This window comes from bacterium (assembly GCA_031082185.1).
GTDB lineage: Bacteria > Sysuimicrobiota > Sysuimicrobiia > Sysuimicrobiales > Humicultoraceae > VGFA01.
In genome coordinates this window covers 85,051-109,204 of sequence record JAVHLI010000002.1, presented here as the reverse complement: position 1 = coordinate 109,204, position 24,154 = coordinate 85,051, and the positions used below count along the sequence as shown (strand labels likewise).

31 protein-coding genes are annotated in these 24,154 nt (G+C 67.2%); all 31 read left to right on the top strand.

Annotated features, from left to right (window positions below; all coding sequences use genetic code 11):
* The first annotated feature begins 31 nt into the window (after positions 1–31).
* The 31 genes from mobB to RDU83_02760 all read left to right on the top strand — a co-directional run bounded on the left by mobB (position 32) and on the right by RDU83_02760 (position 24,129).
* Positions 32–1,777, top strand: coding sequence for a molybdopterin-guanine dinucleotide biosynthesis protein B (mobB, locus tag RDU83_02910; protein MDQ7839961.1), 1,746 nt, complete (start codon positions 32–34; stop codon positions 1,775–1,777).
* Complete coding sequence (locus RDU83_02905) at positions 1,774–2,385, top strand: molybdenum cofactor guanylyltransferase (protein MDQ7839960.1); 612 nt, start codon at positions 1,774–1,776, stop codon at positions 2,383–2,385. Before mobB ends, RDU83_02905 begins: the two co-directional genes overlap by 4 nt.
* 4 nt (positions 2,386–2,389) lie before the next feature.
* Entirely contained in the window at positions 2,390–3,610 is a 1,221-nt protein-coding gene (locus RDU83_02900; protein ID MDQ7839959.1) for an alcohol dehydrogenase catalytic domain-containing protein, read from the top strand.
* 70 nt (positions 3,611–3,680) lie between these two features.
* A complete protein-coding gene (locus tag RDU83_02895; GenBank protein MDQ7839958.1) occupies positions 3,681–4,133 on the top strand; it encodes a universal stress protein in 453 nt (150 codons plus the stop codon).
* 179 nt (positions 4,134–4,312) lie between these two features.
* Positions 4,313–4,789 (top strand): thioredoxin domain-containing protein, encoded by a 477-nt coding sequence (locus RDU83_02890; GenBank protein MDQ7839957.1) that lies wholly within the window; start codon positions 4,313–4,315, stop codon positions 4,787–4,789.
* Positions 4,758–5,249: a vitamin K epoxide reductase family protein gene (locus tag RDU83_02885; protein MDQ7839956.1), complete on the top strand. Its 492-nt coding sequence runs from the start codon at positions 4,758–4,760 to the stop codon at positions 5,247–5,249. The genes RDU83_02890 and RDU83_02885 overlap by 32 nt, the downstream gene beginning before the upstream one ends.
* Before the next feature lie 119 nt (positions 5,250–5,368).
* Positions 5,369–6,079, top strand: coding sequence for a CBS and ACT domain-containing protein (locus tag RDU83_02880; GenBank protein ID MDQ7839955.1), 711 nt, complete (start codon positions 5,369–5,371; stop codon positions 6,077–6,079).
* A gap of 451 nt (positions 6,080–6,530) precedes the next feature.
* Positions 6,531–8,045 (top strand): ABC transporter substrate-binding protein, encoded by a 1,515-nt coding sequence (locus RDU83_02875; GenBank protein MDQ7839954.1) that lies wholly within the window; start codon positions 6,531–6,533, stop codon positions 8,043–8,045.
* Positions 8,046–8,064: 19 nt separating this feature from the next.
* On the top strand, positions 8,065–9,024 hold the full coding sequence (locus tag RDU83_02870; protein ID MDQ7839953.1) for an ABC transporter permease: 960 nt from the start codon (positions 8,065–8,067) through the stop codon (positions 9,022–9,024).
* Positions 9,021–9,872: an ABC transporter permease gene (locus tag RDU83_02865; protein MDQ7839952.1), complete on the top strand. Its 852-nt coding sequence runs from the start codon at positions 9,021–9,023 to the stop codon at positions 9,870–9,872. Before RDU83_02870 ends, RDU83_02865 begins: the two co-directional genes overlap by 4 nt.
* A 92-nt stretch (positions 9,873–9,964) precedes the next feature.
* Entirely contained in the window at positions 9,965–10,744 is a 780-nt protein-coding gene (locus tag RDU83_02860) for a DUF6390 family protein (GenBank protein ID MDQ7839951.1), read from the top strand.
* A gap of 11 nt (positions 10,745–10,755) precedes the next feature.
* Entirely contained in the window at positions 10,756–10,995 is a 240-nt protein-coding gene (locus tag RDU83_02855; protein MDQ7839950.1) for a hydrogenase maturation nickel metallochaperone HypA, read from the top strand.
* Positions 10,992–11,675, top strand: a complete 684-nt coding sequence (gene hypB / locus RDU83_02850) for a hydrogenase nickel incorporation protein HypB (protein ID MDQ7839949.1) — start codon at positions 10,992–10,994, stop codon at positions 11,673–11,675. Before RDU83_02855 ends, hypB begins: the two co-directional genes overlap by 4 nt.
* A gap of 68 nt (positions 11,676–11,743) precedes the next feature.
* Positions 11,744–12,220 carry a Crp/Fnr family transcriptional regulator gene (locus tag RDU83_02845; protein ID MDQ7839948.1) on the top strand — a complete coding sequence of 159 codons (477 nt, stop codon included), beginning with the start codon at positions 11,744–11,746 and terminating at the stop codon, positions 12,218–12,220.
* A gap of 10 nt (positions 12,221–12,230) precedes the next feature.
* On the top strand, positions 12,231–13,355 hold the full coding sequence (locus RDU83_02840) for a 4Fe-4S dicluster domain-containing protein (GenBank protein MDQ7839947.1): 1,125 nt from the start codon (positions 12,231–12,233) through the stop codon (positions 13,353–13,355).
* Positions 13,352–14,221, top strand: coding sequence for an FAD/NAD(P)-binding protein (locus tag RDU83_02835; GenBank protein ID MDQ7839946.1), 870 nt, complete (start codon positions 13,352–13,354; stop codon positions 14,219–14,221). Before RDU83_02840 ends, RDU83_02835 begins: the two co-directional genes overlap by 4 nt.
* Complete coding sequence (locus RDU83_02830; GenBank protein ID MDQ7839945.1) at positions 14,221–15,021, top strand: oxidoreductase; 801 nt, start codon at positions 14,221–14,223, stop codon at positions 15,019–15,021. The genes RDU83_02835 and RDU83_02830 overlap by 1 nt, the downstream gene beginning before the upstream one ends.
* 16 nt (positions 15,022–15,037) lie before the next feature.
* A complete protein-coding gene (locus RDU83_02825) occupies positions 15,038–16,342 on the top strand; it encodes a Ni/Fe hydrogenase subunit alpha (GenBank protein ID MDQ7839944.1) in 1,305 nt (434 codons plus the stop codon).
* On the top strand, positions 16,329–16,838 hold the full coding sequence (locus tag RDU83_02820; GenBank protein ID MDQ7839943.1) for a hydrogenase maturation protease: 510 nt from the start codon (positions 16,329–16,331) through the stop codon (positions 16,836–16,838). The genes RDU83_02825 and RDU83_02820 overlap by 14 nt, the downstream gene beginning before the upstream one ends.
* An 87-nt stretch (positions 16,839–16,925) precedes the next feature.
* Positions 16,926–17,546, top strand: coding sequence for a GNAT family N-acetyltransferase (locus RDU83_02815; protein MDQ7839942.1), 621 nt, complete (start codon positions 16,926–16,928; stop codon positions 17,544–17,546).
* A 10-nt stretch (positions 17,547–17,556) separates the two neighbouring features.
* Positions 17,557–18,204: a CBS domain-containing protein gene (locus RDU83_02810; protein MDQ7839941.1), complete on the top strand. Its 648-nt coding sequence runs from the start codon at positions 17,557–17,559 to the stop codon at positions 18,202–18,204.
* Positions 18,201–18,482, top strand: coding sequence for a 4Fe-4S binding protein (locus tag RDU83_02805; GenBank protein MDQ7839940.1), 282 nt, complete (start codon positions 18,201–18,203; stop codon positions 18,480–18,482). Before RDU83_02810 ends, RDU83_02805 begins: the two co-directional genes overlap by 4 nt.
* Positions 18,479–19,531: a 3-methyl-2-oxobutanoate dehydrogenase subunit VorB gene (gene vorB, locus RDU83_02800; GenBank protein ID MDQ7839939.1), complete on the top strand. Its 1,053-nt coding sequence runs from the start codon at positions 18,479–18,481 to the stop codon at positions 19,529–19,531. The genes RDU83_02805 and vorB overlap by 4 nt, the downstream gene beginning before the upstream one ends.
* An 8-nt stretch (positions 19,532–19,539) precedes the next feature.
* Entirely contained in the window at positions 19,540–20,289 is a 750-nt protein-coding gene (locus tag RDU83_02795; protein MDQ7839938.1) for a thiamine pyrophosphate-dependent enzyme, read from the top strand.
* Positions 20,290–20,293: 4 nt separating this feature from the next.
* The gene (locus RDU83_02790) at positions 20,294–20,833 is read left to right on the top strand and encodes a 2-oxoacid:acceptor oxidoreductase family protein (protein MDQ7839937.1); all 540 of its coding nucleotides are present in this window, start codon (positions 20,294–20,296) and stop codon (positions 20,831–20,833) included.
* The gene (locus RDU83_02785; protein ID MDQ7839936.1) at positions 20,830–21,516 is read left to right on the top strand and encodes a response regulator transcription factor; all 687 of its coding nucleotides are present in this window, start codon (positions 20,830–20,832) and stop codon (positions 21,514–21,516) included. Before RDU83_02790 ends, RDU83_02785 begins: the two co-directional genes overlap by 4 nt.
* Positions 21,513–22,205 carry a deoxyribose-phosphate aldolase gene (gene deoC / locus RDU83_02780; protein MDQ7839935.1) on the top strand — a complete coding sequence of 231 codons (693 nt, stop codon included), beginning with the start codon at positions 21,513–21,515 and terminating at the stop codon, positions 22,203–22,205. The genes RDU83_02785 and deoC overlap by 4 nt, the downstream gene beginning before the upstream one ends.
* Before the next feature lie 74 nt (positions 22,206–22,279).
* The gene (locus RDU83_02775) at positions 22,280–22,681 is read left to right on the top strand and encodes a phage holin family protein (protein MDQ7839934.1); all 402 of its coding nucleotides are present in this window, start codon (positions 22,280–22,282) and stop codon (positions 22,679–22,681) included.
* A 252-nt stretch (positions 22,682–22,933) separates the two neighbouring features.
* Positions 22,934–23,119 (top strand): twin-arginine translocase TatA/TatE family subunit, encoded by a 186-nt coding sequence (gene tatA, locus RDU83_02770; protein MDQ7839933.1) that lies wholly within the window; start codon positions 22,934–22,936, stop codon positions 23,117–23,119.
* 5 nt (positions 23,120–23,124) lie between these two features.
* The gene (gene tatC, locus RDU83_02765) at positions 23,125–23,859 is read left to right on the top strand and encodes a twin-arginine translocase subunit TatC (GenBank protein MDQ7839932.1); all 735 of its coding nucleotides are present in this window, start codon (positions 23,125–23,127) and stop codon (positions 23,857–23,859) included.
* 9 nt (positions 23,860–23,868) lie between these two features.
* A complete protein-coding gene (locus tag RDU83_02760) occupies positions 23,869–24,129 on the top strand; it encodes a DUF4321 domain-containing protein (protein ID MDQ7839931.1) in 261 nt (86 codons plus the stop codon).
* Positions 24,130–24,154 lie beyond the last annotated feature (25 nt).

Here is a 24,154-nt window from a genome sequence, read left to right as displayed (position 1 = left end):
GGCCGATGCTGCCGCCTTGAGGAGGGACGCCTTGAACCTGCCTGTCACCCACGTCGAGGACGCGCTTGCTCTCATCCTGCGGTCTGTCTCCCGGCAGCCCGTCGAGGAGGTGCCGCTCTCCGAGGCCGCAGGGCGGGTGCTGGCAGAGACCGTCCTGGCCACCGAGGACCTCTGGCCCTTCCCACGGGCGGCCATGGATGGCGTGGCCGTGCGGGCCGACGACCTGGCCAGGGCATCCGACGGCGCGCCGGTCTCCCTGGAGGTGGTCGGCGCCATCTTCTCGGGCCAGGTGTGGACCCAGCCCCTGGAGCCTGGCACCGCCGTCAGCATCGCCACCGGAGCGCCGGTGCCGGCGGGCGCCGATGCGGTCGTGCCCCAGGAACTGCTCCGCCGCAGCGGTGATCGGGTGACGATCGCCCAGCCGGTCGAGCGCGGCCGCCACGTCCTCCCAGCAGGGGAAGAGGCACGTGCCGGCGAGGCCGTTCTCCATGTGGGGACCATCCTGGGGGGAGGAGACCTGGCTCTTATTGCCGCGATCGGGCGCAGCAGCGTGCCGGTATTCAGGCGCGCGTCGGTGGCCATCCTGGCCACGGGCGACGAGCTCGTGCCGGCAGGGTCATCCTTGGGCCCCGGACAGGTGCGCGAGAGCAACTCAGTTGCCCTGGCCGCCGAGGTGGCGGCGCTGGGCGCGGCGCCGCTCCAGCTGGGGATAGCGCCGGACGATCTGGCAGTTCTCGGGGAGAGGATCCGGGAGGGGCTGGCGGCTGATGCCCTGATGATCTGCGGCGGGGCATCGGTCGGCGAGCGCGACCTGGTGAGAACCGCCCTCCGCCGGCTCGGCGTTGAGATGAAGTTCGCCGGCGTCCGGATGAAGCCGGGCTCGCCGGTGGCATTTGGGCTGGTCGGCGCGCGGCCGGTGTTTGCGCTTCCCGGCACGCCCGGGGCGGCCCGCATCGCCTTCGAAGTGCTGGTGCGCCCGGCGCTGTGCGCGATGATGGGCCATCGCGAGATCCACCGCGACGTTGTGACGGCCACGCTGGCGAGTGCGCTGCGCGTGAAACCAGGGCGCCGCCGCTTCTTGTGGGGCCGGGCAGCCCACTCCGCTTTCGGCATCGAGGTCGCCCCGCTCACCCGGCAGGGGACCTCGACGCTGCGCTCGGCGAGCGAGGCCAACGCCCTCATCGTGATCGAGCCAGGGGACTCCGATCTTCCCGCGGGTGCTCGGGTTACCGTCCGGCTCCTCGTGCCGGCCGGACTGCGCACCGCCGATGGCGGAGGACCGGCTGTCCTGGGTGTGGTCGGCGGATCCGGGAGCGGCAAGACCACCTTGATTGAGCGGCTGATCCCGCCTCTGCGCCGGCGCGGCCTGACGGTCGCGGTTGTGAAGCACCACGCGCACATGCGGTCGGTTGACGATGAGGGAACGGACACCTGGCGCGCGGAACAGGCAGGCGCGATCGAGACCGTGCTGGCAGGTCCGGGCGGCGCCGTGTACCGGCGGCCCTTTGAGGGCGATCCGCCGGTGGTGCAGGTACTGGCAGGATTGCGCCACGCGAACCTGGTCCTGGTGGAAGGATACAGCGGGTCACCCTGGCCGAAGATCCTCGTGATCAGGGAAGGTGTTACGCAGGACCGACCGCAGCCCGCGGGCCCGATCATCGCGATAGTGAGCGACGGACCTGCCTGCGGCGCAGAGGGCGGTGGCGCTCCGGTGTTCACCTGGCAGGATCTGGAAGCGGTTGCCGACCTGGTCGTGCGCAAGGTGACTCCCCCATGAGTCTGACGCCCGGACTTACCGGGGTGGTTCTGGCTGGAGGCGCCAGCAGGCGCATGGGGGCCGACAAGGCCTTTGTCGAGGTCGAAGGCGTGCCGATGATCCAGCGGGTGATCCGCGTCCTCTGCGCGTGCTGTTCCGAAGTGTTGATCGTCGCCAAGGAGCCATCGGCCTACGGGCACCTGGGGCTCCACGTGATTCCGGACAGGTCTGCCGTCCAGGCGCCGATGGTAGGCGTCTGCAGCGGTCTATGGGCGGTAACGACGCCCTGGGCGTTCGTGGCGGCGTGCGACATGCCGTACCTCTCGCCGGATGCGGTGCGGCTCCTGGTCGGGCTGGCAGAAGGCTTTGACGCGGCCGTTCCCAGGGTGGAGGGTCGCTGGCACCCCCTGCACGCCGTCTATGCCACGGGGACGCTGCCCCTATTCGAGGCGCAGCTGGCGGCGGGAGAAAGGCGCATGTGGGCCGTCCTCGGGGCACTGCGCGTGCGCCAGGTGACGGCGGCAGAACTGGAGGCCGTTGACCCAGGCCTGCGCACGCTGCACAACGTCAACACGGCCCAGGAGTACCGCCGGCCAGGAGGGTCGCGTCCCGACCGTATTGAAGAGTAACCACGTGAAGGCCGTCGTTTCCAACATCACGATCCCCAGATACCTGGCTGCGCGCGCCCTGGGCCGCTTCTGGCGGCCCGCGTTCTGGAGCCGGTTGAGCCCGGTCCGTCTGACCGACATCCCCGAACCCCGCCTGCCCGGACCTGACTGGGTTAAGGTGCGCGTGCACCTGGGCGGAGTCTGCGGGAGCGACCTGCATGTGGTGCTCCTGGAAACGAGCCCGTATGCCACGGTATACGCCTCGATGCCGTTCGTCATCGGGCACGAGAACGTCGGCACCGTGGTGGAGGTCGGTCCTGATGCGGGCGTGACGGTGGGCAGCCGGGTTGTGGTGGAGCCGGTACTCGCGTGCGCGGCGCGCGGTTTCGCCGATCCATGTGTGGCCTGCGCGCGAGGCGACTACAACCTGTGCAGCCGGTTCGCCGAGGGGTGCATCTCTCCTGGGCTCGGACAGGGCGCCTGCCGCGACACCGGTGGTGCATGGGGCGAAGTGATGGTCGCCCATCGCTCCCAACTTGTCTCCGTCCCTGCCCATGTCTCCGATGAGCAGGCCATCCTCGTGGAGCCGCTGGCAGTGGCGGTGCACGCCATCCTTAGGTTCGTGCCCCCAGACGCGGAGACGGTGCTGGTGGCCGGCGCAGGAGCGATCGGGCTTGCAACTGTGGCGGCGCTGCGCGCGCTCCGGCCGGGATCGAAGGCCATCGTCCTGGCGCGGTACCCGCATCAGGCCGACCTGGCGCGCCGCTTTGGGGCCTCGGCGGTGATTGCCCCTGCCGGGGACGCCCACTACCGGGAGATCGCCTCACTCACGGGTTCCAGAATACTGAAACCCCTGCTGGGGCCGCCGGTGCTGACAGGAGGCGCGGACGTTACGCTGGAGTGCGTGGGAACCGGGCGCAGCATCGCCGATGCATTCCGCCTGACGCGGGCCGGGGGCAGGGTTGTGCTGCTGGGGCTGGCAGCGGTTCCGCGGGGCGTGGACTGGACCCCGATCTGGCTGCGCGAGATCGCGCTACATGGGGGCTTCGTCTACTCGCACGAACGGGTGGACGGCCGCGTGGTCCGGTCCATGGACCTGGCCATGGACTTGCTGGCGACCGGTGGCGTGGACCTGCGACCACTGATCACGCACCGGTTTCCCCTGGCGGAGTTCCACCGCGCGATCGAGGTGGCTCTCGACAAGCGGCGGCACCGCGCCGTCAAGATCCTCCTGGCGCCATCATAGGCGGGCAGGTGCGTTGCTCCCTTTCGTCTGGTAGAATACGGCCACGCGCGCGAACTACGGAGGTGCAAGCATGCCACCTCGCATAAGCACCATTCTGGTACCGGTTGACTTCTCCACCGGGTCCGCGGCTGCGGTCGAGTGGGCTCAGGTACTCGCCGGAGCATTCGGTGCGAAGATCGTCCTGCTCAGCGTGATTGACGTGTCGGTGAGCGCCATTATGGGTGGTCCCGGCGGCGTCATGGTTCCGCCGCCTCCGGAATCGCTGCTGGACCAGATGCGTGAAGAGGCGCGCACGGAGATGGCGGCGGTGGTCGCGCGCGTGCCGGGAGCGACGCCCGTGATCAGGGAGGGCACGCCGCGTCACGAGATCCTTGAGGTTGTCAAGGAGGTTGGGGCCGACCTGATCGTGATGGGCACGCACGGACGCACCGGACTTGCGCACCTACTGTTCGGGAGCGTGGCCGAGCACGTGGTCCGACACGCCGAAGTCCCTGTCTTCACCGTCAGAGGGTCCAGGGAATGATGAGATCCGGACACCGTTCCCGGCGAGGCCTGTGGGCCATCATTGGAGTTGTGGCCGTTTCCGGTGCGATCGGTGCGGCAGTGCTCCACTGGAGGACCGCGGCGCCTCAGGCGGCAGTACCTTCGCGGCCCGCGCCGGAAGCGGCTACCGGCACGGCGCGCGGGCGCCCTGATGCGCCGGTGACGCTTGAGATCTTCTCGGACTTCCGGTGCAAGTACTGTGGTGTCCTGGCCGAGACGGTTGAGCCGCTCATTGTGTCCGAGTACGTCAACACTGGGATCGTCCGGATGGTGTACCGGCAGTTCCCGGTGGGAGGCCCGCTTTCTGAGCAGGCCGCCGAGGCCAGCCTGTGCGCAGCCGACCAGGGCAAGTTCTGGGCGTACCACGGCGCGCTGTTTGCGCGACTGCCCCGAGGTGAGCTGCGCGGGGCCGGGGACCTGGAATCCGCTGCTCGCGAGATAGGTCTCGACCAGGCGGCGTTCACCCGCTGCCTGCGCAGTGGGCAGATGCGCGCCCGCGTGGACGCCGACCGGAATGAGGGGCTGCGACGCGGCGTACAGGGTACCCCGACCAGTTTCGTGGGCGGCCGGACGATCGTAGGCGCTCAACCCATTGAGGCGTTTCGTGCCGCCATCGAAGCCGCGCGCCCGCGCTAACACCGTCCGCGCCAACGCCGTCCGCGTATCCGTCGCCGGTAGATCGAGCCGCGCCTGGCCGGCAGCGGCAGCGGTCGCAGTGGCCGGAATCGCGGTTTCCGGATACCTGCTCATCAGCTATGCGCGGAACATCGCGCCCGTGTGCCTGGCAGGTCCCTGCGCCGAGGTCGCCACCAGTTCCTATGCGCGGTTCCTCGGAATCCCGAACGCAGCCCTGGGGTTGACGCTCTATGTGGCGGTCGCCTTCGTAGCGATCGTGGCCGCGTCCCGCGCGTCGGTTAGGTCCTGGGCGTCCCCTGTTCTATTTGGCCTCGCGGTGTTCGGCGCGACCTTTTCCGCCTACCTTACCTGGCTGCAGGTGGCCGTGCTGCAGGCGGTCTGCGCTTGGTGCGCACTGAGCGCGGGACTGTGGGTGGTGCTGCTAGTACTGTCCATCGTGATCGCACGCAGGAGTCCCTGAGCCGCCCTCAGACTGAAGCTCGGCCAATATCCGTCCAGAACCCTATTGTGCCGTCCAGTGGCTTTCCTACGATGGAGCCAACCGCACCTACGCCTTTGGGGCGGCGGGGTTTGGATATCATGCTTGTTCGCGATCGGATGAGCACTCCGGCGATCACGGCGGAGACCAGTACCTCACTGGCCGAAGCCCTCGGTATGATGCGCCGACTCGGGATCCGCCGACTCCCTGTGCTGCAGCGAAGCCGGCTTGTGGGAATCGTTACCTGGACCGACCTGATGCGCGCGCAGCCCTCCCTCGTTGCAGGGGTGGATGCCGAGGCGGCCTCAGCCTTCCTGGAACGGACCGCGGTACGCGCGATCATGAGCCCAGGTCCCATGACGATCGGGCCCGACGCGCCGATCGAGGCCGCCGCGGTGATCATGCGGCGCGAGAAGATCGGCGGGCTGCCGGTCGTCGAGAAGCGGTCACTGCTGGGTGTGGTTACCGAGAGCGACATCTTTGAGGCGTTCATTGACCTCACCGGCCTGCGCCAGGGTGGCGCACGGCTGGTGGTGGATCTCTCTGGCCGCGCTAACGCCATCGCCGGGCTCGCGGCCATCGCCGACGGAGCCGGTGTTCCTCTCGACTCGCTGGCCACCTATCAGCAGTGCGACCGCAGGCTGGCCGTCGTGCGCGTGGCCGTGCCGTACCCCTTGCACCTCGTCGAAGCGCTCAGCGAAGGGGGATTCCCGGTGCTGCACCTCGCCGCCCCGCCGTCGGAATCGGACGCGACCAGGGGGAAGCGGCGGTACTCTACCTACTCCCGCGCCTGGGAATCCGCGGCGCGGTAAGGGCAATCCTGGCGACGGTGGTGGTGCGGACACTCCTCACCCCCCGTCGGACAACCGATGCGGAGACTGTGCCGCCACCCCGCCAGGAGTTTCGCACCGACCCTGGTGCGTCCATCCAGCCGGGAGAGTATTCCCCCGCCTGACCCAATGTGCAATACTTCACCTCCAGAGACATGTGTCTGGCATTGCCGCTCCGCATAACCAGGGTTCTCGGACCCGGAAAGGCCCTAGCAGAGGGCCCGGACGGGGAGCGTACCATTACGACCCACCTTGTCGGTGAACTTGCCCCAGGAGCGTACGTCATTGTGGTCTATGGGGCCGCAATCCGCGAGGTCCCCCCAGACGAGGCGGCAGAAATCCTCGGGCTTCTGGCCGAGATGGCAGGGCAGGATCCGCCCTTAGCGCAATGATCCGCTTCCAACCCGTTCGCCCCGCGTGTGCGCGCCGTCACGTGGCAACGTTCGTCGTGTCGCTGCTGCTCCTGATTACCGTCTCGGAGAGCGCAGGGGCGCTGCCTGCCGGGCCGCTGCGGCTGGTGTGGTGGACGGACGTAGGGTTTCCGACGCCGTTTGCTGTTTCAACGCTGGGACCGGGCGGGGTAGTACGCCTTTCGCTCCTCTACGACACCCTGGTGTGGAAGGATCACACCGGCGTGATTCCCTGGCTGGCGGAATCCTGGCGGATCTCCCGCGACGGCAGGCGGTGGACGTTTACCCTGCGCCCGGACGTGGTCTGGCACGACGGCCGGCCGCTGACGGCCCGCGACGTGCAGTTTTCCTTTGAGTACTACCGCACCCACCCCTTTGTCTGGGTTGATACATCCGTCGTTGCGGAGGTTACCACGAACGGCCCGTACACCGTGACCTTCGTACTCCGCGAACATTTCGCTCCTTTCCTCGAGGACGTCGCTGGGATCGTTCCCGTGATTCCGGCGCACGTTTGGGAAGGGGTGGGCGAGCCGCGTAAGGCGCAGGGTCTGGGTATGGCGACCGGCTCAGGGCCGTATCGGCTGGCAGAGTACCGGCCGGGAACCGGAGAGTACCGGTTTGAGGCCAACCGGCGGTACTTCCGGGGCCGGCCCAAGTTCGAAGAGATTCAGTACACGGTCATTCCCGCGGAGCGGCAGTTGCTGGCGGTTCAGAGCGGCCAATCCGACGCGGCGATGTCCGATACGTACGACGTGGTGCGCGCGTTCTCCGGCCACCCATACCTGCGGGTCTGGCAGAGCGAGCCCCTGTCGGTCGCGCGGCTGCTGTTCAACCTGGAACGGCCGCCCTTCGATCAGAGGGCGGCACGCCAGGCGGTGGCCTACGGGATCAATCGCACGCAACTGGCGACGCTGGTTACGCGCGGGCCGGGAGTTCCTGGAAGCCCGGGCATCGTTCCGCCCACGGACCGCTGGCATAACGCGCGTGTCCGGGCCTATCCCTACGATCCAAGCAGGGCCCGGAGTCTGGTCGCGCAGGCAGGCCACACGCCCCTCTCGTTTGAGCTCCTGGCCAGCCCTTCGCCGGTGGTGCCGGTAGTGCAGGAGATGCTGCGGCGCGCCGGCATAGAGGTGGCGGTGCGCACCGTGGACGCCCGGACAAGGGCCGCCCTGGTTGCGGAGGGCAAGTACCAGGCAGCGTTGACGTTTCACATCGGGGCCGGAGGGGACCCCGACTACCTGCGGCGGTGGCTCGGCGGCGGAGAGGCGAACCTCTTTGGGCAGTCGGTGGAGTTCACCCACCCCGAGTTTCAGCGCCTGGCCGCAGGGCAGGCCCGGACCCTCGATCGGGCCGCCCGCCGCGCGAGCGTCTACAGGATGCAGGAGATCCTCGCGGACGAACTTCCTACCCTGGCGCTCTACTACAGGCGGTTCTACTGGGTTTACGACAGCCGCAAGTTCGTCCCCACAGCCACTGCCGGGGGATTGATGAACGGGATCCCGCTGATCGAGAACAAGCTCGCGTTCCTGGGGCGGTAGCCGGGGTAAGGATACGACCGTGCGACGTCTGGCACGCTACGTCGGGCTGGTGTGCACCGTCATCCTGTTGAACTTCCTGGTGCCGCGGCTGCTTCCTGGGAGTCCGGCGGCAGGCGGGGGCGGCGACGAGGCGGCGGTCCTGCCGTCTGCCGCCTACCAGGCGCTGGTCGCCACCTATCACCTCGACCTTCCACTGCAGGCCCAACTCGCCAGGTACCTTGCCGGGCTGCCCAGGGGAGATCTGGGATGGTCGTTGACGTCGCACCGTCCGGTTGCCCGCATTGTGATGGAGCGGCTGCCCTGGACGCTCCTTCTTGTAGGGAGTGCCGTCGTGCTGGCCGCCGCGCTCGGCGGCGTGCTGGGGTGGGCGGCCGCCTGGCACGGGCGCCGCCGGGCCGTCCGCCTCCTGACCGCGGCGACCGTGGGTGTGGGCGCCCTGCCCGAGTTCCTGATCGCGATGGTCCTGATTGTGGTATTCTCTTCTCGCCTACAGTTGTTTCCATCCGGGGGTGCCACCACGCCGTTCGCCGGCGAGGCGGGTCTGATGTGGGGCCTGCTCGATGTGGCGTGGCACGCGGCCCTCCCCGGGCTCACGCTCGTCCTCGGCTTCACCCCGGCCTTTGCCCTGCTGATGCGCAGCGCGCTGGTTCCAGTGTTGGGTGAGCGGTACCTGGTCACGGCACGGGCCAAGGGGCTCACCTCCGGACGTGTCGTCTGGCACGCGCTGCGCAACGCGCTGCCGCCCGTGGCCACGCTCCTGGGACTCCGGCTGGGTACGGCCGTCGCCGGCGCGGCCGTGGTCGAGCGCATCTTTGCCTACCCCGGGATGGGCCTGCTTCTGTACGAAGCGGTCAGCGCGCGCGACTATCCCCTAATGCAGGGCGTGTTTCTGGTCGCCAGCCTGGCGGTGCTGACGGTCAACCTGCTCCTGGATCTCATTGCAGCCAGGCTCGATCCGCGTGTTGAGGGGCAGGCGTGAACACTTCCGGCCACACGCGGCGCCGGCGCACCGGACACGGCCCAGCCGCCGCCGGAGGCGCGGTGCTGCTCGCCCTGATCCTCGTGGCGCTGGCCGCGCCCCTGCTGTCCCCGGAGGAACCCGGCCGGATAGCGGGAGACCCGGCCGAACCCCCTGGAGCGCGCTTCTGGCTGGGCACAAACGCGTTGGGGCAGGACCTGTTCAGCCACCTGCTCTACGGAGCGCGGACCTCTCTCCTTGTGGGGTTTCTTGCCGCCTGCCTGTCCACGGGCCTCTCCGCCGCGGTCGGCATCTCCGCCGGCATGTGGCGGCGGGGCCAGGGCATGCTCATGGCGCTGGTGGACCTCTTCCTGGCTTTGCCCCAAGTGCCGCTCATCGTGCTGATGGTGGTCTTCTGGGGCCCGGGCTTCTGGTCGCTCGTGGGTACTCTCGCACTGATCGGATGGGCGGCGTTTGCGCGCGTGGTGCGCGCGCAGGTTTCGGTGACCCTACGGAAGGAGTATGTTGAGGCGGCCCGCGCGCTGGGGGCTTCGGAAGGACGCGTGCTCCGGGCAATCGTCCTCATGGAGGTGGCCCCGATCCTGTTCACGAAGTTCCTGCTGACGGTGCGCTGGGCGGTCCTCATGGAGGCCACGCTGGGGCTGCTGGGACTGGCCGACCCCGGGCGCGTGAGTTGGGGGCTCGTGCTCCATCAGGCCTTTGGGTATCCGCTGCTCTTCCTGACGGGTGCCTGGATCTGGTGGGCGGTTCCCCCGGCGATCGGGATTGTCGTGGTGACCGTGGCCTTGATGGCCGTTGGGCAGGACGTTGATCTGTGGCTCAACCCGGCCATGCGTCCTCCGGCGTAGACCCTAGGGACGTCATGGGCGGGGCATAGTGCGCGGCACCGATGGGCGGCCTGCGGTCCCCATCCTATTATGTCCGTGGAGGAATGCCCTGGATGTCAACCAGATCGTTGCAGGTCAACCCTCCTGTTCTTGCCGCGGTGGGAGCGGGAGGAGTCCTGGACGGCATGCTGCTCTTTGCCCGGTTCGCCTTCATGCCTAACCACCTGGGCTACTGCGGTGACGACTCTAATGCCGCGCTGCTGGCCTACATGAGTGAAGGCGTATCCGACCAGGGGCTGCGCCGCCACCTCCAGGCGTTTTCCGGCGCCCTACCCTACCTCCAGGTAATCGCGGAATCCAATGGGATAGCCGATCCGTTTGATGCGCGTGTGGTAGAAGCATACTGGATCGGCAGCGACCTGCTGGAGACGGTGGACTGGGCGTTTCACGCCAGGCGCCTTCACGAGCGGTTCAGCGGTCGGGTGCGTCCGGCTACGATGGAGCTGCTCGTGGGCAAGCCGCGCGCCGGCGCGCGCGCCCACCATGCATTCCACGTGTTCGATGTGTCGTTCCGCACCGGACTGCCCCAGGGCGACGCCGCGCTCGATCTCTGCCGCATCAGCTGGGGGACCGTCAATGCCGTGGAACCCGGCGCCTTCACGGTGACGTACCGGCCGATCGTCCTCCGCGGGGGACGCCTGACCTTCGGCGAGCCCCAGGGCGAGCGCGTGCTCCGCGCTATGGGCAAGGATCAGTTCCTGGATGAAGTCTCTGTGGGCGACGTGATCGCCTTCCACTGGCGCTGGGCATGCCTCGCGCTTGCCCCGGCGCAGGTGGCCAGCCTCGAGCGGTACACCCGGGGAATGCTGGCCCTGGCAAATCAGACTTTCTGAGGCAGAGGCGGATGCACGAGGTGGCAATCGCACAGGCGCTGCTGACTGAGATCACGGCCGCGGCTTCGCGGCATGGGCTGAAGAGCGTTTCGGCGGTGGGGGTCTGCGTGGGTCACAGAAGCGGCGTCGCGGCAGAGGCCCTGATGCAGGTGTTCGAGATCCTGCGCGAGGGCTGCGCCGGTGGTGCGGTGCTGGACCTAAGAACCACCGAAGGGGCTGATCTTCGCATGGAGTGGTTGGAGGGAGAATGACGGTGCGCGTGGAGGTGGTGGAGCGCATCCTGCGTGCCAACGACGCACTGGCCGCCGAGGTCCGCGCCCTGCTCGATCAGGCCGGCATCACTGCCATCAACCTGATCGGTTCCCCGGGCAGCGGGAAGACCTCTCTCCTGGAACGGACCGCGGCTCTGCTCCACCCGCGGATCCGACTCGGGGTTGTAGAGGGAGACATCGCCACGACCCGTGATGCCGAGCGCGTTGCCCGCTGCGGCATTCCCGCCGTGCAGATCGAGACCCGCCTGGTGGGCAACGCATGCCACTTGGACGCGAGCATGGTGCGGGCCGCCATCGGCCATCTGCCTCTGACGGAGGTGCAGGTCCTCTTCATAGAGAATGTTGGAAACCTGGTTTGTCCCGCGGCGTACGATGTGGGTGAGCACCTGCGCGTCGTGGTGGCCAGCGTTCCCGAGGGCGACGACAAGGTGTACAAGTACCCGTCCACGTTCGCCTGGGCCGACGCGGTTGTACTGAACAAGGTAGACCTCGTACCGGTCACCGAGTTCTCGCTCGAGACCTTCACGGCCGGCCTGCGCGAGGTCACCGCGGCACCGCTCTTTCCCGTCTCGGCGCGCACGGGAGAGGGTTTGGAGGGCTGGATCGCATGGGTGGAGGAACAGCAGGATGGTAATGCACGCGATGCGGTTCGTCCCTAGGACGCCTCCGGTTGGGACTCGACGGTGGCGGATGGGGTAGGGACGGGCTAGTCAAAGGGGGTGGTGACATGGAGCCATGCTCTCTCGCCGAGGCACTACGCTCCGCGCAATTGTTTGGGGCGCTGGAGCCGCAGCATCTGGAGAAGCTGGCCGCGATTGCGACTGAGGTCACCTGGACCGAGGACCAGGTCGTGTTTCGTGAAGGCGAAACCGATGATAGGCTGTACCTGGTGGTCGAGGGGCTGGTGGCTCTGGAGATGTACATCCCCAACCGCGGCCGCACTACTATCCTGACTGCCGGCACGCACGAGGTCTTCGGGTGGTCGGCGGCCGTACCGGTTGTCGGGAAGAAGACCGCCAGCGCGCGCGCGCTGCAGCGGACGCGGGCTATCGCCATAGATGCGGACGCACTGTGCGCGGTCTGCGAGCAGGATCACCACCTTGGCTACTACCTCTATCGTACCTTGTCACACGTCATTGCCAGCCGCCTGACCGCGACACGCCTGCAACTTCTGAGCGTGTACGCGGTAGGCAAGGGAGAGTGAGGGACGGTTGATGGCTGAGCAGGCACCTATTCTTGGCGGGCAGGTGGTCATCTCAAAGCCCGCTCTGCAGCAACTCTTTGATGCGTTGCGCGGAGCCGGCTACAGCTTGATCGGCCCGACCGTGCGCGAGGACGCCATCGTCTATGACGAGATCGCCCACCTGTCTGATCTCCCCGTCGGCTGGGCCGACGAGCAGGCGCCGGGCACTTACCGGCTTCATCGCCGCAGCGATCAGGCGCACTTCGGGTTCGTCGTCGGCCCGCACTCGTGGAAGAGGTATCTATACCCGCCGTCGCTGAGGCTCTTTTCCACGCGTCGGAACGGGGACGGGTTCAGTGTCGAGACGAGCAAGGATCCCCCTCCTAGATATGCTTTCGTTGGCGTGAGAGCGTGCGAACTGGCGGCCATTGCAGTGCAGGACCGGGTGTTTCTCGATGGTCCGGTACAGGAGCCGCACTACAAGGCACGCCGCGAGTGTGCCTTCGTCCTGGCTGTGAACTGCACCGAGCCGGGCGGCACCTGTTTCTGCGCGTCCATGAGGACGGGCCCTCGGTGTTCGTCGGGTTTTGACCTGGCCCTCACCGAGCTGGACGACGTATTCCTGCTTGAGGTCGGTTCTGCACTCGGTGCCCAGATGCTCTCCGGGGTAGAGTGGCGTCCAGCAGGAGCCTTCGAACTCAGCCGTGCCCGGCAGGTAATGGCCGAGGCCCAGACGCGCATGGGTAGAGGGCTCAACACCCAGAACCTGCCTGACCTGCTATACGACAACCTGGAACACCCCCACTGGGCGAACGTGGCGGAGCGCTGCCTCTCCTGCGCCAACTGCACCATGGTGTGTCCCACCTGCTTCTGCTCGGACGTGCAGGAGACAAGCGACCTCGCGGGCGAGACCGCCGCGCGGGTGCGCGCGTGGGACTCCTGCTTCAATCGCGAGTTTTCGTACGTGTTCGGGGGACACCTGCGGCCCAACACCCGCGCCCGATATCGACAGTGGCTGACGCACAAGCTGGCGTCGTGGACGGACCAGTACGGAGTCTCGGGGTGCGTGGGGTGTGGTCGGTGCATAACGTGGTGCCCCGTGGGCATTGACCTGACCAAAGAACTCGCGGCGATAAGAGGGGAGAGCCCGCTATGAATTCAACCCTGGCCAAGAGCCAAAGTCTACCGGCCACCGATCATCCCATGGTACCCCAACCAGCGGTGATCACCCACGTGCAACCCGAGGCGCAAGGCGTCACGACGTACACGCTCGGGTTCAGGGACCCGGCTGTGCGCGAGGCATACAGCTTCCGCCCCGGCCAGTTCAACATGCTTTACCTGCCCGGCATCGGGGAGGCGGCCATCTCCATCAGTTCGGACCCGGCGGAGCCCGCCGATCTGCGTCACACGGTCCGCATCGCCGGCAACGTAACCCAGGCCGTCTCCAGGATGGAAGTCGGCGGCGTGATCGGCTTGCGCGGTCCCTACGGCAGCTCCTGGCCCGTGGACCGGGCCGTGGGAGACGACCTGATAATCGTGGCCGGCGGCATCGGCCTGGCCCCACTGCGCCCGGCCATCTACCACGTCCTCCGGCACAGGGCCGACTACGGCAAGGTGACCATCCTAAACGGCGCGCGTCAGCCGGCCGACCTGCTCTACCCGCAGGAGTACGACGCGTGGCGAAGCCACGATGTCGAGGTCGTGGTTACGGTGGACCGCGCCGACGAGACATGGAAAGGCCGCGTGGGCGTCGTTCCCATTCTGTTCTACGCGCTGCGGCCCGATCCCAAGCGCACCACGGTTTTCACTTGCGGCCCGGAGATCATGATGCACTTTGTGGTCTACGAGGCGCTGGCGCGCCGTATCCCAAAGGATCGTATCTTCCTGTCGCTGGAGCGCAACATGAAGTGCGCCGTTGCCTTCTGCGGCCGCTGCCAGTACGGCCCGACTTTTTTGTGCAAAGACGGGCCGGTTCTGAGCTACGATCGCATTGAGCCGTTCTTCGCCGTGGAGGAGTTCTGATGGCCACCCAAAAGAAGCGCAAGCCCAGCCTGGCGGTGTTCAAGTTCGCTTCATGCGACGGCTGCCAGCTTTCGCTGCTGGACTGTGAGGATGCTCTGCTCGCCATTGCCGACGCGCTGGAGATCGCCAACTTCGTCGAAGCGCGCAGGCAGGTTCTCCCGGGCCCCTACGATGTGACCCTGGTAGAGGGCTCGGTAACCACCGAGGAGGAGATCGAGCGAATCAAGGAAGTGCGGCGCCAGTCCGGTCTGCTGGTAACCATCGGCGCGTGCGCCACCGCCGGCGGCATCCAGGCCCTGCGCAACTGGGCGGATGTGGGCGAGTTCACACGGACCGTCTACGCCAGCCCCGAGTTCATCCACACACTGGACCGATCGCGTCCGATCAGTGACTTCGTGCCGGTGGACTTCGAGCTGCGCGGCTGCCCCATCAGCAAGCAGCAGCTTGTGGATCTGGTCACCTCGCTGCTGATTGGGCGCAAGCCGTCGGTTCCTGAACATTCGGTGTGCAACGAGTGTAAGCGGCACGGGACGGTCTGTGTGATGGTCGCGCAGGGGATCCCGTGTCTGGGTCCGGCCACGCAGGCCGGGTGCGGCGCAATCTGCCCGGCCTACAACAGGGGGTGCTACGGGTGCTTCGGACCAATGGAGCTGCCCAATCCGGCCGCGCTGGGCGCCCGATTCATCGCGCTGGGACAGACCCCTCGGGAGGTCAGCCGCGCCTTCCGAAGCTTCAACGGTTACTCGCCGGTCTTCCGGGCGGCAAGCGAGCAGTTTGAAAAGGACGCCATCCCAAGATAGTCGGGGGAGAGAAGCAATGGCCGAGAGACGCATCAACGTAGACTACCTGGCCCGCGTCGAGGGTGAGGGCGGGTTACGGGTGAAGATCAAGGGCGATCGAGTTACCGACGTGCAGGTCAACATTTTTGAGCCGCCCCGCTTCTTCGAGGCGTTTCTGCGCGGCCGTACGCCCCAGGAGACCGTGGACATAACCGCCCGAATCTGCGGCATCTGCCCGGTGGCCTACCAGATGAGCGCCGCCCACGCGCTGGAGAAGGCCCTGGGCGTGACCCCTCCGCCTGGCGTGCGCGCCCTGCGCCGGCTGCTCTACTGCGGCGAGTACATCGAGAGCCACGTGCTGCACATTTTCTTGCTGCATGCACCGGACTTCATCGGACACGAATCGGCCATCAGCATGGCAGGCGATCCGGCCCTTCGTCCGCTGGTCGAGCAGGCGTTACGCATGAAGAAGATCGGCAATCACCTGGTTACGGTTATCGGGGGGCGCGAGATCCACCCGGTCTCGGCGTGTGTGGGCGGTTTCTACCGAGCGCCGCGCAAGTCTGCGCTGACCGCCCTGGTCCCGGATCTTGAGTGGGGTCTTGAGCGCGCAGTGGAGGCCGTGCGGTGGGCGGCAACGCTGGACTACCCCGACTTCACCGCCGACTACGAGTTCGTCTCCCTGTCACATCCGGACGAGTATCCCTACAACGAGGGGCGCGTAGTCTCATCCAGCGGCCTGGACATTCCTGTTGAGGAGTATGAGCGGCACTTCCTGGAGGAGCATGTAGAGCACTCCAACGCGCTTCACTCGCGGCGCGCGGGCAGCAAGACAAGCTACATGGTGGGACCGCTGGCGCGGGTGAACTTGAACTTTGACCGGCTCTCGCCGAGGGCGCAGGCGGCGGCGCGTGACATCGCGCTGACCCTGCCCGTGCGCAACCCATTCATGAGCCTGCTCGCGCGCGGGCTGGAGCTGGTCCACGCTTATGAAGAGGCGCTCCAGCTGATCGCTTCCTACGTGGAGCCAGTCCCATCCAGATCGCCCATACCCACGCCTCCGCAGGCCGGGGAGGGAGCCCACGCCACCGAGGCACCGCGCGGTCTGCTGTACCACCGTTACGCGGTGGACGCAGAGGGCCTGATCGCCTCCGCCAGGATCGTTCCGCCCACTTCGCAGAACCTCAAGCGGATGGAGGACGATCTGTGGCAGTACGTGCCCGGAGTGCTGCGCCTGCCCCACGAGGAGGCCACGCTGCGCTGCGAGCAGCTTGTGCGCAGTTACGATCCGTGCATCTCGTGCGCCACGCACTTCTTGAAGCTCCACATTGAGCGGGAGTGAGGGGAACCCGGCGGGTGCCGGCCCCTTCACTGCGCTGATCATCGGAATTGGCAACGCGTCACGGGGGGACGATGCGGTCGGGCTGATCGCCGCCCGCCTGATCAGGGAGGCGCTTCTCGCCCTCCCTGACCCCCCGGATCAAGGGCGCGTTGCGGTGCTCGAGCAGGATGGCGAGGGTACGGCTCTTATGGCGCTTTGGGAGGGCGCAGGGACCGTGATTCTGATAGACGCGGCCCTCTCCGGCGCGGATCCGGGCAGCATTCACCGCTTTGATGCCCGCAGCCAACCGCTGCCCGCCGGACTACGCCGGTGCTCGACCCACGCATTTGGGGTAGCCGAGGCGATAGAACTGGCCAGGGCACTGGACCGGCTGCCGCCGCGGTTCATCGTCTACGGAATCGAGGGCCGGGCGTTCTCGACAGGCGGGGTGCCCTCGGGGGCGGTCGAGGCCGCGGCACGGGCGGTGGCCGAGCGCGTGCTTGGCGACTTAGGGTAGCGCCGGCCCCCCTCCGGCGGAAATACTGTTCCCATCCGATGGTCTGCTCCGCCCGAGCGGGCTATTCTGCTACCGGTGAGAACACTCATGGTCCCGGCCGCGGAACAGGCACGGGCATTCCCCGAGATCCTCGCGCTCGAAGGCGGCGCGGCACTGGCGGAGTACGAGATCGCTCCAGGCCTCGGTGCTTTCTCCGCCTATGGCCGCCGGCGCGCGCAGATCGTTCGCGAGACGCTGGGTAGGGCGATCCGAGTTGCGGGCGGCGAGGTGTTTGTCGCCGTTCTCGACACGACCATCGTCGGCTACCTGCTGCTGGTGCCGGCCGGCATTGACCAGCCCTGGGGCCGGCTGGGGGATCCCAGGGTGCTGGAGGTCGGTATCGAGGTGGCGCGCGGGCACAGGGGGAAGGGGATCGCCCAATCGCTGTTCCGCCGTGCCTTCGCCCGGCCGGAGGTCGAGTCGCGGATATACGTGGCCACCGGCTACGTGTGGTGCTGGGACATCGAGGACACCATCATCGAAGCCGGGATCTACGCCGACCGGCTGCTTGCCCTCTTTGAGAGGTTTGGGTTCCGGCGCGAGTGGACCAACGAGCCCAACGTGGCCTTGGAGCCGCTGAACTTTCTAGCGGTGCGCATCGGGCAGGAGGTGCCCGATGCGCTCGTCAGCCGCTTTCGCCTGGCACAGCGGGGCGAACAGGTCGCCTGAGGGAACAGCGATGCGCGTGCGCACCCGCATGACTGCCCCGGCGCTGGTGGTTGGACCGGAGGCCCCGGCCTGGGAGGCCCTGGGGCTAATGCGGCGGCACCGCATTCGGCGTCTGCCGGTGGTTGACGGCGAGACCCTTGTTGGGATCATCACCTGGACCGACGTGGTACGCATGCACCCACCGGCGGTGGAAGGCCCCCACAGCACTCCCAGCCTGTCGGTGGGAGTCCTCGTCAGACACCTGATGGCAAGCGCGCCCGTCACGGTTGATCCGGACGCCACGATCGAGCAGGCGGCAACGCTCATGCGGCGGCACAAGATCGGGGGGCTACCGGTGGTCGAAGACGGCCGGTTGGTTGGCGTTATCACCGAGAGCGATCTGTTCGAGACCTTCACAGAGATGCTGGGAGCCGGCCCGCGCGAGGTCAAGCTCCACATTACCGTTGGCAGCATCTCCGTTGAACTGCCGAGGATCGTGTCCGGCCTGACCAGGGCCGGGATTCCAATCGCTGCAATGCACAGCATGCGTGCCTCGGGTACAGAGGTCGTCGAGCTCGTGGTTCATGAGAGCGATGTGGGGAGCGCCCGGGAGGTGTTGGGCCGCCTTGCTCTCGAAACAGAAGTCATGGAAGTGCAGGAGAGAGGGGACCACGCATGACGGCGTGCCCGGAAGGTGATGCTCCCACAGGGGTGATCCTACCGCAGCGGGTGCTCATCGCCGCGGAGCGGTGCAAGGGCTGCGGGCTTTGCGTGGCTGTCTGCCCGCCGGAGATCATGGAGTTGGGCTCGCTCAACCGTTTGGGGTATGCTGTCGTACACGTGACCGACCAGGCCCGGTGCACCTCCTGCACGGCATGCGCGCTGGTCTGCCCGGAGGTGGCGATCACCGTGCTGCGCCCCCGGAAATCCCCCCCTAAGCGGGAGGGTCCCAAGTGAAGCGCACCCTGATGAAGGGAAACGAGGCGCTGGCCGAGGCGGCCATCCGCGCCGGTTGCCGGGCGTATTTCGGTTATCCGATTACGCCGCAGAACGAGGTGCCGGAGTACATGGCCCGCCACATGCCAAAGGCGGGTGGTGTCTTCGTCCAGGCCGAGAGCGAGATCGCGGCCATCAACATGGTCCACGGCGCTTCAGGCGCCGGCGTCCGTGCCATGGCCACCACCAGCAGCCCTGGCTTCAGCCTGATGACGGAAGGCATATCTTACATGATCGGCTCCAGGCTGCCGTGCGTCGTGGCCAACGTGATGCGCGGCGGTCCCGGACTCGGTAACATCGCGCCAGCGCAGGGAGACTACTTCCAGGTTACCCGCGGGCTGGGGCACGGTGACACCCACGGCATCGTGCTGGCGCCGTCCACGGTCCAGGAGATCGTTGACCTCATGCCGGTTGCGTTCGAACTGGCCGAGCGCTACCGGCTGCCGGTGATAGTCGCCGCAGACGGCATCCTCGGGCAGATGATGGAGCCTGTGACGCTACCCGAACCCATCGCGCCGCCGCCGCCTCCTGACTGGGCCACGACCGGCGCCGTGGGAACTCCTCGCGTGATCTCATCTATCTACCTGGCCCCGGAAGAGCTCGAACAGCACGTCCTTTCTTTGATGAGGACCTACCAGGAGATCCGTGAGCGCGAGCAGCGATGGGAGGCCTACCGCGCCGACGATGCAGAAGTACTCGTTGTTGCCTACGGAATAGCGGCACGCGTGGCCCGGTCGGCCGTGGATCGCGAGCGTGCGCAGGGACATGCAGTTGGTTTGATCAGGCCGATCACCCTCTGGCCGTTCCCGACTTCCGCGTTCGAGAGGTCGCCGCGCCGGTGGCTGGTTGTGGAACTCAGCGCGGGACAGATGGTGGAGGACGTTCGCCTCGCCCTATCGGGCAGGGCGCCGGTCGGATTGTACGGCCGCGTCGGTGGGGTAGTGCCTTCTCCGGTGGAGGTGTCGGAGGCGATTCGGTCGGCCGTGGCCGGGGAGGTGGCCTGGGCATGATCAAGGATATGGTTGAGGTTACCGCCAGGCCCCGCTCGCTGGTGGACGTGCCCCTGCACTACTGTCCGGGCTGCACGCACGGTATTATTCACCGCCTGGTGGCAGAGGCGATTGACAGCCTCGGCATCCGGGAGCGGACGATCGGGGTTGCTTCGGTTGGGTGCTCGGTCTTCATCTACAATTACTTCAAGGTGGATTTCCAGCAGGCTCCACACGGCCGTGCTCCGGCGGTCGCCACGGGCATCAAGCGCGTGCTGCCCGACCGCGTCGTGTTCACGTACCAGGGCGACGGCGATCTGGCCTCGATAGGCATCGCTGAGATCCTCCATGCCGCCGCGCGGGGCGAGCGCATCACGGTCATCTTCGTGAACAACGCGATCTACGGCATGACCGGCGGTCAGATGGCGCCGACCACCCTGTCGGGAATGAAGACCACGACCACCCCCTACGGCAGGGACGTTCGCCAGGCGGGGGGGGCGTTGCGGGTGGTCGAACTCCTGGCCGGCATTGACGGCGTGGCGTATGCCGCACGCGAAGCGGTCACGAGCCCGGCCCGCATCCACCGGGCTCGACGCGCCGTGGAGGCCGCGTTCCGGGCGCAGCTTGAGGACAGGGGTTTGGGCATCGTCGAGCTGCTCTCGACCTGCCCGGTAAACTGGAAGCTCCCGCCGGTCGAGGCCATCGCGTGGTGCGAGGCCAACATGATCCCCGCCTTCCCTCTGGGCGTTCTGAAGGACACCACCAGGAGCGGGGAGTAGCCGCATGGCCGTTCACGAGATCGTGATAGCCGGCTTCGGGGGGCAGGGCGTGCTGTTCCTGGGCGAGGTTCTGGCGCAGGCGGCCCTCAGCGAGGGGCGCGAGGTCACCTGGCTGCCCGCGTACGGACCGGAGCAGCGGGGCGGCACCGCGTACTGCACGGTAGTGATCAGCAGCGAACCCATCGGCTCGCCGGTGGTCTCCGACCCAACCGTGATGATCGCAATGAACCGACCTTCGCTGGACCGGTTTGAGCCCGCCGTTCGGCCCGGGGGTCTCATCGTTTGCGACAGCACGCTGACTGGGCGGGTTCCTGAGCGCACCGACGTGGAGGTCATTGCGGTGCCGGCGACGGCCATCGCCGTCGAACTGGGCGCGGCGCGGGCGGCCAACGTCGTGCTGCTTGGCGCCACGCTCGCTGCTCGGCCGATCCTCTCTGCCGAGAGCGTGCGCGCGGCCCTGGACGGGATGGTGGCAGACCCTCAGATAATCGCGCGCAACGCGGCGGCGTTCGAGCGTGGCGCGCGCGAGGGCTCCCGCCCGTGAGCCAGTTCCAAGACGTTGCGCCCGGAGGTCCCAGGACCATCCGGCTAATTGTCGCCGATGACCATGCCATCGTGCGGGAGGGCATTAAGCGCCTGCTCCAGGCCGAGCCGGACATTGAGGTCGTGGGTGAGGCGGGCGATGGCGTCGCGGCCGTGGAGCTGGCCCAGAGTCTCAAGCCCGACGTGGTGTGCCTGGACGTTAGCATGCCGAGGATGAACGGGGTGGAGGCGACCCGGCGCATCAAGGCCTCCCTGCCGGACGTCGGGGTGGTCATCCTGACCATGCACGAGGACGAGGACTATGTTTTCGAGTTGGTGAAGGCGGGCGCATCGGGCTACGTCTTGAAGCGGGCCAGCGCCCGCGACCTGGTGGATGCCGTACACGCAGTGGTCGGAGGCCATACCTTCCTGCATCCGATGATCGCGCGGCGGCTGGTTTCGGATCACGAGACGTCCACCAACCGCGACGAAGAACGCCGGCGGTTCGACGGCCTGACGGAACGGGAACGCGAGGTCGTATGCTTGATCGCCGATGGCCTGACCAACAAGGAGATCGCGGAACGACTCCACATCAGCGTCAAGACTGTTGAAACCCACCGCACGCACATCATGGAGAAACTCGACCTACACGATCGCGCACACCTAGTGCGCTACGCGGTCCGGAAGGGGCTGGTCACCGCATGATCCCGAAGGATCAGGGCGCGCCGACCTCAGCCCGGACGCTGGCCGGACGCATCGAGCACTCGGTTCTGGCGCCCGAAGCAGGTCAGGCCGACGTGGAATCCGGTTGCACCGTGGCGCGGGAGTGGGGGGTTCGATCCGTGGTGGTCAAGCCGGTGCACGTCGCCTTGGCCCACAGGCTGCTGGAGGGGAGCGGGATCCGCGTGGTGAGCGTGATCGGGTTCCCCCACGGCAACTCTACGTCGGCGGTGAAGGCTTCGGAGGTCTCCGCCGCGGTCCGCGACGGCGCCGATGAGGTGGACGTCGTAGTGAACATCGGCGCTCTCTGCGATGGCCGATGGGAGGTTGTGCAGGAGGAGCTCCGATCGGTCGTGGCCGCGTCCGGCGGCCGCCCGGTGAAGGTGATCCTGGAGACCGCGCTGCTGGATGACGCCGTCAAGGTTCAGGCGTGCGGGCTGGCAGCAGCCTCCGGCGCGGCCTATGTGAAGACTTCCACGGGATTTGGCAGGGCAGGGGCAACGGTGGCCGACGTGGCGCTGCTGCGGCGCACGGTAGGCTCCGGCATGGGCGTCAAGGCGTCGGGCGGGATCCGCACGCTGGCGGATGCGACGGCCATGGTCGGCGCGGGCGCCGACCTCATCGGAACGAGCCAGACCGAAGCGATCCTAGACGAGGCCGACTCCGTCGCCTGACCGCGCGCGACGCGGCTTTCCTAGGCCTTACGGCAGAGGAGAAGGCCCGACCTGCCCTGAAATATGGGGGCACAATGGCGGATGATGAACGCGCCACCCCAGGCGAGTCCTCCGGCGAACTGCTGCGCCGGCTGCTCGCCGACGCGGCGGCCCTTGGCGGAGTGTACGGACGCGCCGCACGGGAACACCTGCACGCTCTGGCAATGGACTTCGCCTTTGCCGCTATCATGATTGGCGCCGCGGTGGCGCTGGGCGTGATGGCCGTAGGCGTGGCCGTCGCCGCGCTCGTGATGGTGGCCGCGATCTGGCTGCCAGGATGGCTGGCCGCCCTGGTGGTCCTGGGCGTCATGATAACCGCGATGGGCGTCCTGCTGTCGCTCGGCAAGGTCCGGTTGCGGCGACGGAGGGCGGCCTGGGCGGCACGCATGGCCGAGGAGATCCGTTGGCTGCAGACCCTGTTGTCTCGTCGGAGTTAGCGACGCTCCACCACCGCATCGGCCGGGATCTGGCCGAACTGCGCCTTCGGTTGCGCAAGGGGGCCGTCACCTTCCGCCTCGGTCCGGTTATCTCGGAGCGCGCGGGCATTGCTGGGGTAGCCTCGCTGGGCGCGGCCGCCGGACTGGCGGTAGGAAGGCTCTTGCGGGCCCGGTGCAGTAGTAGACGGCCGGCCCGGGGTCTATAATGAGAGCTGGAGGTAACTGAAGATGACTGGATTCGTACCGCCGGCGGTGATCGGCAGCGTGGGTCCCCTGGAGATGCTCGTTATCCTTTTGATCCTGCTGCTTCTGTTCGGAGCCAGCCGGCTCGCGGGCCTGGGGGCGGCGGCCGGGAAGACGATCAAGGAGTTCCGCAAGGCGATCCGGGACGTAGAGGACGACGTGAACGAGACGAAACCCTCGAAGCCGGATGCCTAGATCACATGCACGACCGACCGATGACGATCGTGGAGCACTTGGAGGAGCTGCGGCGGCGGCTCCTCATCGCGTTTGCCGCGCTGGGTGTGGGTGCGGTGATTGGATTTGCCTTTGTGGACCGCGTGCTCGATTTGCTAATCCGCCAGCTGCAAGTTCCGCACGTCGTCTTCTTCGCCCCGGCGGAGGCGCTGTTCATCCGCATCAAGATCGCCCTCCTGCTGGGTGTCTTCATAGGCCTGCCGGTGATCCTCTACCAGCTCTGGGCGTTCATTGCCGTGGGGCTCACCGGGACCGAGCGGCGCGCGGTGATGGGATTGCTGCCGCCCTCGCTGGTGCTCTTCGCGCTGGGCGCGGCGTTCGGGCTCTTTGTGATCATGCCCGTGGGCGTCCGGGTCCTGCTGGGGTACCAGACCGAGAGGCTGCAGCCGATGCTTGCGGTTGGGCCGGCGCTTTCGTTCCTGATGGCGTTCGTGCTGGCGTTCGGGTTCATTTTCCAACTGCCGATCGTCGTGGTCTTCCTGGCCCGGTTGGGCATAGTGTCGCCTGCCACGCTGGTGGCGGGCCGCCGGTACGCCATAGTCGGCATCGTCGTGCTTTCCGCGGTGCTGACGCCTGGGACCGACGTGGTTTCCCAGATGCTCATGGCAGTGCCGACGTACGCGCTCTACGAGATCAGCATCTGGCTGGCACGATTAGTTGCTCCTCGGCCGGCCTCGAGCGCCCAGGCTTACGTCGAGTAGAGGTGAGCGATGGCCCGTCGCACCCGGAATCCCTGGTGGGTCCTGTTCGTGATCATCCTGTTTGGCGGCCTGCTGGGTAGCGTCATCGCCGAGGCGGTGGTCGGTTACCCGGTGCTCGGCTTCCTGGCGCGCGAGGTCCGCGCCGGCGTTGACCCTCCGGTCACGCTCGATTTGCGCATCATAAGCCTGACCGCGGGCGGGATCATCCGGCTCAACCTGGCCATGCTGCTGGGCGTGGTGATCGCGGTCTGGATCTACCGGTTGTTGTAGCTCCCCATCCCGGCTGATATACTTG